The organism is Arenibaculum sp. (genome assembly GCF_035998295.1).
Lineage (GTDB): Bacteria > Pseudomonadota > Alphaproteobacteria > Azospirillales > Azospirillaceae > DASYHS01.
The window spans coordinates 22,284-35,268 of the sequence record NZ_DASYHS010000198.1 but is presented as its reverse complement, the minus strand read 5'-3'; the positions used below and the strand labels follow the sequence as shown (position 1 = coordinate 35,268).

The 12,985-nt window shown below is 71.3% G+C and carries 10 protein-coding genes; 3 read left to right on the top strand and 7 right to left on the bottom strand.

Annotated elements, in window-relative coordinates; genetic code table 11:
- On the bottom strand, positions 1–469 hold a 469-nt coding region (locus VGO20_RS19620), incomplete at its 3' end, for an MFS transporter (protein ID WP_327504072.1).
- A gap of 167 nt (positions 470–636) precedes the next feature.
- Positions 637–1,233, bottom strand: coding sequence for a TetR/AcrR family transcriptional regulator (locus VGO20_RS19615; RefSeq protein ID WP_327504071.1), 597 nt, complete (start codon positions 1,231–1,233; stop codon positions 637–639).
- 81 nt (positions 1,234–1,314) lie between these two features.
- Here VGO20_RS19615 and VGO20_RS19610 point away from each other — a divergent pair, with 81 nt between their 5' ends.
- Positions 1,315–2,505: an acetyl-CoA C-acyltransferase gene (locus tag VGO20_RS19610; RefSeq protein ID WP_327504070.1), complete on the top strand. Its 1,191-nt coding sequence runs from the start codon at positions 1,315–1,317 to the stop codon at positions 2,503–2,505.
- 70 nt (positions 2,506–2,575) lie between these two features.
- Here VGO20_RS19610 and VGO20_RS19605 read toward each other — a convergent pair whose 3' ends face one another.
- A complete protein-coding gene (locus tag VGO20_RS19605) occupies positions 2,576–3,913 on the bottom strand; it encodes a tetratricopeptide repeat protein (protein ID WP_327504069.1) in 1,338 nt (445 codons plus the stop codon).
- Between the two features lie 182 nt (positions 3,914–4,095).
- Between VGO20_RS19605 and VGO20_RS19600 the strand changes: the two genes are divergently transcribed.
- Both VGO20_RS19600 and VGO20_RS19595 read left to right on the top strand, forming a co-directional pair.
- Positions 4,096–5,061 (top strand): AraC family transcriptional regulator, encoded by a 966-nt coding sequence (locus VGO20_RS19600; RefSeq protein ID WP_327504068.1) that lies wholly within the window; start codon positions 4,096–4,098, stop codon positions 5,059–5,061.
- Positions 5,062–5,278: 217 nt separating this feature from the next.
- Positions 5,279–5,455, top strand: coding sequence for a hypothetical protein (locus tag VGO20_RS19595; protein WP_327504067.1), 177 nt, complete (start codon positions 5,279–5,281; stop codon positions 5,453–5,455).
- Here VGO20_RS19595 and bfr read toward each other — a convergent pair.
- From bfr to treZ, 4 genes are read right to left on the bottom strand one after another with little or no spacing between them, the layout of a single operon-like run.
- Entirely contained in the window at positions 5,439–5,918 is a 480-nt protein-coding gene (gene bfr, locus VGO20_RS19590) for a bacterioferritin (protein ID WP_327504066.1), read from the bottom strand. The two genes, VGO20_RS19595 and bfr, sit on opposite strands and share 17 nt — an antisense overlap.
- Before the next feature lie 42 nt (positions 5,919–5,960).
- The gene (treY, locus tag VGO20_RS19585; protein ID WP_327504065.1) at positions 5,961–8,867 is read right to left on the bottom strand and encodes a malto-oligosyltrehalose synthase; all 2,907 of its coding nucleotides are present in this window, start codon (positions 8,865–8,867) and stop codon (positions 5,961–5,963) included.
- Between the two features lie 3 nt (positions 8,868–8,870).
- Positions 8,871–11,063: a 4-alpha-glucanotransferase gene (gene malQ / locus VGO20_RS19580; RefSeq protein WP_327504064.1), complete on the bottom strand. Its 2,193-nt coding sequence runs from the start codon at positions 11,061–11,063 to the stop codon at positions 8,871–8,873.
- An 11-nt stretch (positions 11,064–11,074) separates the two neighbouring features.
- The gene (gene treZ / locus VGO20_RS19575) at positions 11,075–12,931 is read right to left on the bottom strand and encodes a malto-oligosyltrehalose trehalohydrolase (protein WP_327504063.1); all 1,857 of its coding nucleotides are present in this window, start codon (positions 12,929–12,931) and stop codon (positions 11,075–11,077) included.
- Positions 12,932–12,985 lie beyond the last annotated feature (54 nt).

Below are 12,985 nucleotides of genomic sequence, written 5' to 3'. Positions count from 1 at the left end.
ACATCGCGACCATGGTGAACGCCTGGGTCCTGGCCAGGGTCTCGCCCTCGAAGAGATCCCGGGCGATGGCGCGCGACAGGACGGACGACGCGCAGACCCCGAGCGCCTGTACGACGCGTCCCGCGATGAGCGTCGCGAGGGCGTCGGCGGATGCGCAGATGGCGCAGCCGAGGATGAACACGATCAGGCCTCCCAGCACGAGCCGCTTCCGCCCGAACCGGTCCGAGAGCGGCCCGACGACGAGTTGTCCCGCTGCGAAGGCGATGAAGAAGCTGGAGAGCGTCAGGCTGAGATCGCGCGTCGAGACGCCGATCGAGCCCGCCATGGCCGGAAATGAGGGGAGGATGATGTTGGTGGAAAGCATGCCGATCGCGGCAAGGCCTGCCAGAAGCGTCAGGACCGCGCCCGTCAGCCTGCGCTCCATCGGCGGCGGAACATCGCAATCCAGTATCTTGCCGGTAGCGGACACGGGCGGTCTCCCATGAAATCTGCCGGACACGCCGGCACCGGTATTTGCGATCGAGCCCGGTGACGCCGGGCCTGCCCGCCGGCCGCCCCCCGGCCAGGACCGTGGGAGGCCGCCCGGGGACTTTCCCCGACGGATGCGGAAGCTTCGGCGGCGCGGGAAGGGGTTCGTCAGGTCTCCCGGCGGGCAAGCCGCAGGGCCGCTTCCCGTCCGGCTTCGAGGATCGCCTCGGACAGCGCGTGGTCCGTCGTGACGCGCGCGAGCTGCAGCGTTCCGACCATCAGGGCGAAGATCGCGTAGGCCGTTTCCCGCGCCCGCTCCCCGGAAAGGGACGGCGGTAGTTCGGACGCGATGATCGCCGCCATCTCGTCCGCGGCCCGGGCCATGGCGTCCCGGATTTCGGGATCGTTCCGGGCGACCTCCGGCGCAAGCGCCGCCACCGAGCAGCCCGCCTCCGGCCGGTCGCGATGCGCGGGCCGCAGGTACCACCGCACGATCGCCTCCAGCCCGTCCCCGCCCCGGTCCCGCGCGGCCTTCACCTCGGCGGCCCAGCCCGCGCGGTTGCGCGCATGGGCGGCGGACAAGGCCTCGCGGACGAGGTCGTCCTTCGACTTGAAATGCGCGTAGAAGCCGCCATGCGTGAGCCCGGCCTCGGCCATGAGGCCGGCCACGCCCGTGCCCTCGATGCCCTTCGCGCGGAATCGGGCCGAGGCGACGTCGACGACGCGTTTGCGCGTCTGCTCCTTGTGGCCCTTTTCGTATCGCATGCCGATGCCTCCCTGTCCGTCCCGCCTCTTTACATTATGATCGTCATATTATATGTCAACCATCATCTGAAGGAGGTTCACATGCCGTCGCACGATCCCGTCGTCATCGTTTCCGCCGTCCGAAGCCCTCTGGGCCGGTTCCAGGGGAGCCTCTCCGGCTTCAGCGCTCCCGCTCTCGGCAGCCATGTCATCCGCGCCGCCCTCGCCCGCGCAGGGCTCGCCGGCGACAGGGTGGACGAGGTCATGATGGGCTGCGTGCTGTCGGCCGGCCAGGGGCAGGCCCCGGCGCGCCAGGCTGCCCGCGGGGCCGGCCTTCCCGACGGGACGGGTGCGACGACCGTCAACAAGGTGTGCGGGTCCGGGATGAAGGCGACGATGCTCGCCCACGACGTGATCCTGGCGGGCTCGGCCGGGATCGTCGTGTCCGGCGGCATGGAAGCGATGTCGCAGGCCCCCTATCTCCTGGCCAAGGCACGCGGCGGCTACCGGGTCGGCCACGACCGCCTCATCGACCACATGATGATGGACGGCCTGGAGGACGCCTACGAGGGCGGCCGGCCGATGGGCGACTTCGGCGAGGCGACCGCCCAGGCCTACGGGTTCAGCCGGGCGGACCAGGACGCCTACGCGATCGAGACCCTGACCCGCGCCCGTAGGGCGGTGGAAGAGGGCGCCTTCGCCGCCGAGATCGCGCCCATGGCGGTCCGGGGCAAGACCGGCGACACGGTGGTCGAGGCGGACGAGAACCCGCTGAAGGTCTCGCCGGAGAAGATCCCCTCGCTGAGGCCGGCCTTCCGTCCCGACGGGACCATCACCGCGGCAAGCTCGTCCGCGAACGCGGACGGCGCGGCGGCGCTCGTTCTGATGCGGCGTTCGCTCGCCGAGCGCGAAGGCCTGCCGATCCTGGCGCGGATCACGGCGCATGCGACCCATTCCCAGGACCCCGCCTGGTTCACCACGGCGCCGATCCCGGCCATCCGCAAGCTCCTCGACAAGGCCGGCTGGGGCATCGGGGACGTGGACCTGTTCGAGATCAACGAGGCTTTCGCCGCCGTCGCCATGGCGGCTCAGCGCGATCTCGGCATTCCCTCCGACATCCTCAACGTGAACGGCGGCGCCTGCGCGCTGGGCCATCCCATCGGCGCGACCGGCGCCCGCCTCGTCGTGACGCTGCTCCATGCGCTGGAGCGGCACGGGCTGTCCCGCGGCGTGGCCTCCCTGTGCATCGGCGGCGGAGAGGCCACCGCCATCGCCATCGAGCGCGCGGCCTGATCGGCCGGCACCGCAAGGTGCCGCGCATGTCCCCGCCGTCAAAGGATCGGGGACATGCACGGCGGCCGGGTCACGCCGCCGCGCGGCCGGTGAACGTGTCCGCCCGGGCGCGGGCCAGGAAACTCCGGTTCACCAGGCTGTGGGGCTTGAGCGCGAGGCGCTCGTTCGCGACGGCCTCCGCCAGGCCGGTCAGACCTCCGCGGATCGCGGCCTCCGCCAGCGTCCAGTCGATGACGTCCCGCTGCGCGTGGCTGCCGCCGAACGCGTTGGCGATGAAGCGCGCGCCGTGGAGACGCGCCGCCGCCGTCTCGTAGTCGCCGCGCCAGAACGCCGCGAACCCTTCGACGAGGGGCACGGCGGTCCTCCGGCCCCACTGCGCGACGTCGGCCGTGCCGGCGCCGTCCCTGTAGGCGGCGAGGATCCGCTCGACGTCGCCGCTCCGGCCGGCGCCGAGATAGGCCATCGCCGCGTGCCAGTCGTTGAAGGGATAGGTGCGACCGTCCGCGTGCCCGTCCCAGACCGTCGCCAGCTCGTCCCAGCGGTCGCCGACGTCGTGGCCGGACAGGTGCAGCCGCCACAGCAGGGCCGACGCGTCGATCATGTCGAGCACCACGACGCTGCGATCCCGGCGGACTGGGCCGTCGTATAGCGCGAAGACCTCGTCGACCTGCCCGAGGTCGAGATGGCAGAGCGCGCGGTGCCACCAGTTGTGGACCCTGAAGAAATTGTCGTCGCCCGACCAGTAGGGTTCCCGCGCGATCATCCAGCCGATACCGTCCTCCGCCCGGCCCTGCATCTCCATGACATGCGCGACCGCATGGTGCGCCCAGCTGTCGAGCGGCTGCAGGTCGAGCGCGAGGCGGCCCGCCTCCTCGGCGCGCGCGTAGTCGCCGGTCTCCTCCAGCCCGAAGGAATACATGCCCACCAGGATCGACCGGCCCGGCATGTCCGCCGGCCATTTCGGCAGGACGCGCGCGATGCGGTCGCGCAGGCTCCGGGCGCTCGCACGGTAGAAATCCATCAGATGGCCGGCCTGCACCGCCACGATGTCGTGCGGATACTCCACGTTGTGCCGGTCGAGAACCTCGGCGGCGGCGGTCCAGTGCCCGTCCAGGAGGAGGTCGAGTGCCGCGACATGGGACGCCTCGCGCGGCGTGAGCCGCAGGGACTTCGCCCCGGCGACGATCGCCTTCGCCTCGGCCGTCGCCGCGGGCTCGGTCGCGAGGCCGAACAGATGGGCCTTCAGGATGCGTGCCATCGCGAAGTCCGGGGCGGCCTCCATGGCGCGGTCCAGCAGCCCGATCGGGTCGCCCCGATAGATGTTGAACGCGTCCACCGCCTGCTCGAACAGTTCCGCTGCATCCGTGGTCGCGCCCGGAAGGGCATTGCCTTGACGGTCGGAAATCATGGGGCGTTCCTCTTCCCTGTATGACTGGAATAGCCGCGTCTTCCGGCGGTGCGGCGGGACTTGAGGTTCCTGCTGCCGGCCTTGCGGTTTCGATGCTAGTCTAGTTCGGCTCGTCGGGGCGGTTAATGAGCGCGGCGCCGGAATTCTTGACCGATCCGCCGCCGTGAGGGGAGAGCCGTCCGGTGGATGTGCTTCTGGACATACTGCGGGCGATGCGGCTCACGGGGGGCATCTTCCTCGACGCGGAGTTCACGGCGCCGTGGTGCGTCCGCGCGAAGGTCGGGCCCGAGGACTGCAGCCCCTTCACGCCCGAACCCCGCCACATCATCGCCTACCATTACGTCACCGAGGGCCGTTGCCTTCTGAAGGTCGGCGGCGGGCCGCCGGTCCGGATCGGGAGCGGCGATATCGTCGTCCTGCCGCGCAACGACGACCACGTTCTCGCGAGTGCTACGAACCTGCGGCCGGTCGGCGCCGAGCAGCTGATCCAGCCGGGGTCGGAAGGCGGGCTGGCGAAGATCGTTCATGGCGGAGGCGGCGAGCGGACCCGGATCCTGTGCGGCTTCCTCGGCGACGACCTTCCTCACAACGCCTTCATCTCGATGCTGCCGGGCGTGCTGAAGATCGCCGTCGCCGACGGCGCTTCGGGAGGCTGGATCGAAAGCACGTTCCGCTTCGCGGCGAACGAGCTCGCCGAGGGCCGCGCCGCGTCGCCGGCGATGCTGGCGAAGCTCGCCGAACTCCTCTTCATGGAGGCGGTCCGGCGCTGGTTCGCGTCCCGGCCGCCGGCCGCCCACGCCTGGACGGCCGGACTGCGCGATCCCGTCGTCGCGCGCGCGCTCGGGCTCCTCCATGGCCAGATCGCCCGGCGCTGGACGACGGACGACATCGCGCGGGAGCTGGCGGTCTCCCGCTCGGCCTTCGCCGAACGCTTCACCCGCGCCGTCGGCGAACCGCCGATGCGCTATCTCGCCCGGCAGCGGGTCGAGCAGGCCTCGGCGCAGTTGAGGGACTCCGCCGACCCCATCGCGCGGATCGCCTTCGACGTCGGCTACGAGTCCGAGGCTGCCTTCAGCCGGGCGTTCAGGCGCGCATATGGGGTTCCTCCGGCGGCTTGGCGCCGGGAGGCGGCCGCCGGGAAGGCATGATCCCGGAAGGCGCGGAGCGCCTTCGGATGCCCACCTCCGGGCGCCGGGCGCCCCGGAAAGTAGCCCGCATGCATGCGCGCGGCGCATCGCGCGACCGGGTGTAATGGCAGGAACGCCGCAATGGACCCGACGACACTTGCGAACGACGCCGCCGACCGGCCGAGCCCAGCTTCCCGTCCCCTATGCCGGCGGCCCTTCCGGGCGCCGGGTGGAGGCCGTGAGCCCCGTCGCGGCGAGCCGGCACGAGGAACACCCTCCCGGCCGCCCGCCGCTGCCCCTGCTCGCACCGCTGCTGGCCCAGCTCCTCGGCCAAGCCGCGTCCGGACGCGCCGATCCCGCCGCCGCCGCCGCGGCCTATCGGCGGGCGGACGAGGAACTCATTCCCCGCCCTTGAACATCTGCTCCTGCTGGTAGTTCTGGATGCCGATGCGGTCGATCAGGTCGAGCTGGGTTTCCAGCCAGTCGATGTGCTCCTCGGTGTCGTCGAGGATGTTGCGCAGGATATCCTTGCTGACGTAGTCCTGGACCTGCTCGCAATAGGTCATCGCGTCGCGCAGGTTGGTGCGGTTGTGCAGTTCCGCGTCCAGGTCGCAGCGGAGCATTTCCGGGACGTCCTCGCCGATCTTCAGCTTATGGAGGTCCTGGAGGTTGGGCAGGCCTTCGAGAAAGAGGATCCGCTCGATCACGTAGTCGGCATGCTTCATCTCGCCGATCGATTCGTCGTAGACGTATTTCGCCAGCCGGAGCAGCCCCCAGTTCTTCAGCATGCGGGCATGCAGGAAGTATTGGTTAATGGCACTCAGCTCATTGGTGAGGATCGTGTTCAGGTGTCGGATGACCTGAGGATCGCCCTTCATTGTCTCATCTCCTGTCGTTCGGCCCGGCCGGCCGTTAGAACATCACCCCTCGCCGTACAGCAACGCAACCGGAAAACGGTCGAGCAGGCCGGCGACCTCGATCCGCCCGTCCTCGGGCGGGCGCAGGGACCCGCCGGAAAGCGCGTCCGCGAACCCGATGCCCGCCGGCAGTTCCGGCAGCAGCAGCGTCGTGCCGTCCCAGGCCGACGGCGGCACCATCGGCAGGTCGCCCTCGTCCAGCAGCGGGCCGACGAGCCGCGGCGCCACCACCAGCGCCGCGGCACCTTCGAAGCGGCGCAGGAAGGCGACGACGCGTTCGGCATGCGGACCGACCGCCTCGACCGGCAGGTAGTCGCCGACCGCGAACAGGGCCGGCAGCCGCTGGCGCAGCCGCAACGCGCGCGCCACGACGTGCTGCTTGATGCGCCCGTCGCGCCAGTCGCGCAGCAGCGCGGCCGGGTCCGGGTCACGGTCCTCGTCGTCGAGGCCGGAACGCCGCCGCTCCCAGTCGACCGGCCGGCGGTTGTCGGGGTCCACGAGGCTGAGGTCCCAGAACTCCGTCCCCTGGTAGAGGTCGGGCACGCCGGGGACCGTCGTGCGCAGCAACGGCTGCGACAGGCCGCTGATCGCCGCGATGCGCGCGACCCGGTCCTGGAAGCCCTGGAAGTCCGCCAGGAAGCCGGCGCTGCGCGCCGGGTCGAGGATGCCGTGGACGAACCGCTCCAGCGCGCTCTCGTAGTCCGCGTCGGGGGCACTCCAGCTCGAGCGCAGCTTGCTCTCGCGCACGGCCTTCAGCATGTAGGCGGCGACCCGGTCGCGGAACTCCTCCATGCCGTCGCCGCCCGGTGCCCGCAGGTCGAGCGGCCAGGCGCCGGCCAGCGTCTGGTACAGCAGGTACTCGTCGTTGCGCCCCGGGGCCGGCCGGGCGTCGATCTCCCGCTTCTTGAAGCGGTTCAGCCGCGCCCAGCGGCGGACGTGGCGGTTCCAGTCCGCGGGCATCTCGCTCAGGGCGTCGATGCGAAGGCGCGTGTCCTCCCCGCGCTTGTGGTCGTGGGTCGCCGTCGCGAGCATCGAATAGGGATGGCGGCGCAGGCGCTCCTGGTTGATGTGGTGGAAGGCGGCGGGCGTGGTGCTCCAGCGGCCCGGCTCGCCCCCGACCTCGTTCAGCGACACGAGGCGGACATAGCGGTAGAAGGTGGTGTCCTCCACCGACTTGGCCATCGCGGGGCCGGTGAACTGCTGGAACTTCATCGCCGTGCGCAGCACGTCCGCCTGCCGGTAGCCGCCCCGGCCCCCGGCGCCGAGGTCGGTCGTCAGCACGTCGTGGATGAAGTCGTAGACGGAGGTGTCCGGCAGCCCGGAGCGCTTGCGCGCCTGGGCGACCGCCCAGTCGATGTACCGGCGGTCCTCTTCCGAGACCTGCCCTTCGCAGACATAGGTCCTGTAGACGGGGAAATAGCTGGTGATGTCGATCAGCGCGCGCCGGATGCCGGTCAGCGTGAAGTCGCGTGTCGACCAGCTCTGCGCCGCCAGCCGGTGCATCTCGTCCGCCAGCACCTTCAGCTCGGAGGCGAGATTGTTGGTGACGATCTGCCGCTTGGCCTGGACGACCATGTCCTCGAACTCGGGCGAGCGGCCGATGAAGCGGTGGTAGGACTCCGTCATCGCGGCTTCCGCCGCCGGGTCGACGAACAGCCCGTTGACGAGGGCCATGAACTCGTAGCCGGTGGTACCCGCGACCGGCCAGTCCTCGCGCAGGTGCTCGTGCCGGGCGAGGATCTTCTCGACCAGCAGGTACAGCGGCTCGCGCAGGACGAGCCCCGGCGCCTCCTGCCGCGGCGCCTGCCCGGTGGCCGCCGCCTGGATCATCAGGTAGCCGGCGCGTTCCTGCACCCGCCGGCAATAGGCCAGCGGATCGTAAAGACCGTCGATGTGGTCGAGCCTCACGCCGTGCAGCTTGCCCTCCGTGATCAGGCGGAACACCAGCTGGTGGGCGAGCTCGAACAGCTCCGGCTCCTCGACGATGCGCAGGCCCGCGAGGTCGTTGACGTCGAAGAAGCGGCGGTAGTTGATCTCGTCGCTGGCGACGCGCCAATAGGCGACCCGGTAGGCCTGGTCCTCCAGCAGGCGGTGCAGGTCGGCGAAGCTCTCGGGCCGGCCCGCGACCCCGTTGACGCGGTCGACCTCGCGGCGGATCGCGGTGCGCACCGCCTCGTCCTCGACGGCGAGCACCCCGAGCCGGCGGCGCAGCTCGTCGGCGTCGCGCCGGACGGTCGCCTGGTTCTGGCCCGAGCGCGCGGCCGCGCCGATCTGTCGGAACCCCTCGATCAGCGGCGCCAGCGCCGCCGCCCCCTCGCCCAGCGCGTCGGCCACCGGCTTCAGGATGCGGGGATAGTCGTGGACCGCGATCGGAAAGCGGTGGACGTAGTACCAGACGCTGAAGGAGCCGCGCTCCTCGTCGAGGCGCAGCTCCAGCTCACCGCGCTCCAGCACGTTGCCGTAATGGTCGCCGAGGACCGGCAGCAGCACCTTGCCCTTGAGCCCCTGCTCGACCGGGTGCCAGTCGATGTCGAAGAACGAGGCGAAGGGCGATCCCTGGCCCCATTCCAGCACGTCGAGCCACCAGCCGTTGTCGTGCCCGCCGACGCCCATGTGGTTCGGCACGAAGTCGAGGATCAGCCCCATGCCGTGGAGCCGCAGCGCCTCCACCATCTCCTCGAACGTCTCGGGGGAGCCGATCTCGGGATCGAACTGGTTGTGGTCGATGATGTCGTAGCCGTGGGTCGACCCGCCGCGTGCCCGCAGGAAGGGCGAGGCGTAGACGTGGCTGATGCCGAGCGCGGCGAAATAGGGCACGAGCGCGGTCGCCTCGCGGAACCCGAAGCTGCCGTTGAACTGGAGGCGCACGGTGGCGCGGGGCGCCGCCGGGGCTCCCGTCTGATTGGTCATGGATCAGCCCCGGGATACCGTGGAGGAGGGCCTGGGCGCGGTCCCGCGTGGCGATGGCCGCACCTCCCGAACCGCGTCGGCCACCGCCCGCACTCCCGGGTCCGCGGCTAGCCGGTCCAGGGTCGCGGGCAGCTTGCGCTGCCAGTTCGGGTGCTGGGTGGTGGTGCCGGGAAGGTTCGGCTGCTCCACTTCCCCAAGCGCGTCCTCGATCTGCACCATCAGGATGCGTCCCGGCGTCTGTGCGAGGTAACGGTGGACCGCCGCCACATGTTCCGTCGACAGCATCTCCGGGATCTGCGCGCCGGCCGGCAGGCAGCCCGCGTCGCGAAGGGCTTCGAACAGCCGCTCCCGGTCGGCCATCCGGTCGGCCCGCTCGCGCGCGAACCCTTCGTCGTCGACGAAGAGGCCGAGGCGGCGGCGCAGGTCCTGGTCGTGGCCGGTCCACCAGCCGCGCAGCGTCGGCAGATCGTGCGTCGTCACGGTGACCAGGCCGTCTTCCGGATATTCGGGCGGCCGCTTGAAGGCGTCGTCCCTGCGCCGCTCGAAATAGAGCACCCGGTACGACTGGATGCCGGCGTCGCGCAGCGCCTCGGGGAAGCCTTCCGGGACCGTGCCGAGCGCCTCGCCGACGACCGCGCAGCGGTTGCGGCGCGATTCCAGCGCGATCAGGCGCATCAGGTCGCGCTCGGGATAGCGGACATAGGCGCCGCCCTCGTGGCCGGGCCGGTTCGGTATCCAGTAGAGGTGGCGCAGCGCCATCGCATGGTCGATGCGCAGCGCGCCGGCATGGCGCATGTTCGCGCGCAGCCCCTCGATGAAGGGGCGGTATGCCTGCTCCAGGAGGCCCACCGGCGAGAGCGGCGACAGGCCCCAGTTCTGCCCCTGCGGGCTGAACAGGTCCGGCGGGGCCCCGACGCTGGCGCCGCTCAGGACGACGCCGGGATTGGACCATGCGGCCGCCCCGCCGGGATGGTTCGCCACCGCGAGGTCGCGGTAGAACCCCAGCGCCATGCCCGCGTCGCGGGCGCGGGCCGCGGCCTGCCCGAGCTGGCGGTCGGCATGGAACTGGAGCCAGGCGTGGAAGGTCACGCGGTCGGCCGCCTGCCGGGCGAAGGCGCGCACCTCCGGCGTGTCGGGCCTGCGGTGGGTCTCCGGCCAGTCGTGCCAGTCCCACCGGCCCTCGTTCCGGTAGAAATGCTCGTGCAGCGCGTCGAACAGCGCCTGCATCTCCAGCGGCTCGCCCTCGCGCGCGCGGAACCGGTCGAAGGCGTCGCGGTCGCTCCCGCTTGCCTGGAAATCGGCGAAGGCGGCTTCCAGGACCGGCAGCTTCAGCGCGGCGACCGCGGTGTAGTCGACCATCTCCGCGCCGCGCGCCGCCTCGAGCCGGCGCAGGAAGTCCGGATCGCGGGCCAGTTCGCCGGCGCGCCCGCCGGCCGCAAGCTCGCCCATGTCGAGGTACAGCACGTTCAAGAACGCGCGGTTGGACGGCGAATAGGGGCTGAAATGCCCGGGGTCGTCGGGAAACAGGGCATGCAGCGGGTTCAGCCCGACCGCGTCCGCGCCCAGCTCCGCCGTCGTCCCGGCAAAGGCGCCGAGCGTCCCGAAATCGCCGATGCCCCAGTCGGTCCCGGACCTCAGCGCGTAGAGCTGGATGCCGAAGCCCCAGATCCGGCGGCCGGGCGCCAGGTCCTCGGGCGTCAGGCACCGGCGCGGCGCGACGATCAGGCTCGCCTCGCCCTCCTCTCCCCCCGCCGCCAGCCAGAGCCCGTGGTAGCCGAGCGGAAGCCCGCCCGGCAGCGGCAGGCGCCAGCGCAGGAGCGACCGGCCGTCGAGCCGGCGGTGCTCCAGCCGCTCCATCGCATCGATGGCGGTCCCGCCCTCGATCTCCCGCCCGTCCTCCAGCCGTATCCGCCATTCGACGCGCGCCGCCGCCTCCGGCAGCACCACCTCGACCGCGGCGTACCCGTGCTCGTCCAGGATGGCGACGGGGCCGGTGATCCGCCGCCAGGACGCCTCATCGATGCGGCGCAGGCTCTCGGCCACCTGCGCCGGGTCGTCGGCCGGATAGCCCATGGCCTGGGCGAGGTCGCGCCGCGTCCTCTCCGGGATCGTTTGGCGATTGCCCCAGATGTCGTGGTACCAGGTCTCGATGCCGAGCCGTTCGGCCAGCCGGTCGAGTTCGGCATCGCCTGCCATATGAACCTCGTTCATCGCGAAGGAAGTGCCGGGGATTCGGCGAACCAGGCCACGCTCCAGGACGCCATCCGCCCCTCGGCGAGGCCGGCGGCGACGCCGTCCCGGGATTCGAACAGGAGGTCGCCCGCCGGAGTCTCGCACCCCCCGCACTCCGCGTCACCCAGGTTCGCGACCAGCGAGAGCCGGCCGCCGCCCTCCAGCGGCCATTCGACCGTCAGCGTGCGGCCGTCCCGGACCCGCCAGCCGGCACCGGGGCGCAGCCCCGGCAGCAGCGGCACGATGCGCTCGCGGCGCAGCCGCAGCAACGCGCGCACGAAGCCCAGCCACTCCGCATGGTCGGCCTGGTCGAGCGCCGACCAGTCCAGGCAGGAGCGCGCGAAGGTCCGCTCCTCGGTCGGGTCGGGGATGTGCCGGCGGGCTTCGGGATCGGCGAATTCCGGGAAACGCCCGAACTCGCGGCGGCGCCCCTCGCGCACCGCGTCGGCCAGGTCGCCCTCGAAGTCGACGAAATAGTAGAAGGGCCGGGTCGAGCCCCATTCCTCGCCCATGAACAGCATCGGCGGCGAGGGGGCGAGCAGCGTCACCTCCATCATCGCGCGCAAGCGCAGGCGCCCGGCTAGCGCGGCGATGCGGTCGCCATAGGCGCGGTTGCCGATCTGGTCGTGGTTCTGCAGGAAGGTCACGAAGGCCTGCGGCGGCAGATGCGCGCTCGGCGTGCCGCGCGGCTCGCCGTCCCGGTAGGCCGAGGGGTCGCCCTGGTAGACGTAGCCCTCCGCGAGCGCCCGGCCGAGCCTGTCCACCGGCCGGTCGGCATAGTCGGCGTAGTAGCCGCCGGCCTCGCCGGTCGCGACGACATGGGCGGCGTGGTGGTAGTCGTCGTTCCACTGCGCGGTGTACCAGGTGGTTCGGCCCTTGGCGTCGCGGCCCAGGTAGCGCGCGACGTTGTCGTCGTTCTCGAGCACGAGATGGACGTGCCGGCCCTCGGCGTCGGCGCGCCGGCGGACGATCTCCGCCAGTTCGCACAGGATGTCCGGGTCGCTGTCGTCGATGATCGCGTGGACCGCGTCGAAGCGCAGCCCGTCGAAGCGGTATTCCTGCAGCCAGTAGAGCGCGTTGTGGATGAAGAAGTCGCGCACCGGGCGGCTGTTGGCGTCGTCGAAGTTGATGGCCGCCCCCCAGGGCGTGTGGTGGCGCTCGGTGAAGAAGTCGGGCGCGTAGGCGTGGAGGTAGTTCCCCTCCGGCCCGAAATGGTTGTAGACGACGTCGAGGAACATCATCAGCCCGCGCCCATGCGCCTCGTCGATCAGCCGCTTCAGGTCGTCGGGCGAGCCGTACGCCCCGTCCGGGGCGTAGGGCAGCACGCCGTCGTAGCCCCAGTTGCGCCGCCCCGGGAACTCCGCCAGCGGCATCAGCTCCACCGCCGTGACGCCGAGATCGACGAGATGGTCGAGCCGGCGGCGGATGCCGTCGAAGGTCCCCTCGGGCGAGAAGGTCCCGGGATGCAGCTCGTAGAGCACCGCCTCGTCCCAGGGCCGGCCGCGGAAATCCCCATGGCGCCAGTCGAAGGCGCGGGGATCGACGACCCGGCTCGGGCCGTGGACGTCGTCGGGCTGGTAGCGCGACGCCGGGTCGGGCACCGTCGGGCTTCCTTCGCCGAGATGGAAGGCGTAGGCCGATCCGGCCCGGGCCCGGTCGGTCGCCAGCTCGAACCATCCGTCGGGCCGGCGGTCCATCGCGAGCCTCGCTCCCCCGTCCTCGGGCAGGACGAGGTCGATCCGGTCGCGACCCGGCGCCCAGAGGCGGAAGGCGACGGAGCCGTCGTCCCGGATCTCGGCACCGAAAGGCATCGTGTGGGTGAAGCTGACCATGCAGCGCGTCTCCTGGGGCAGGGCCGGAAGCAAGTCCACAACACGTACGGCCCC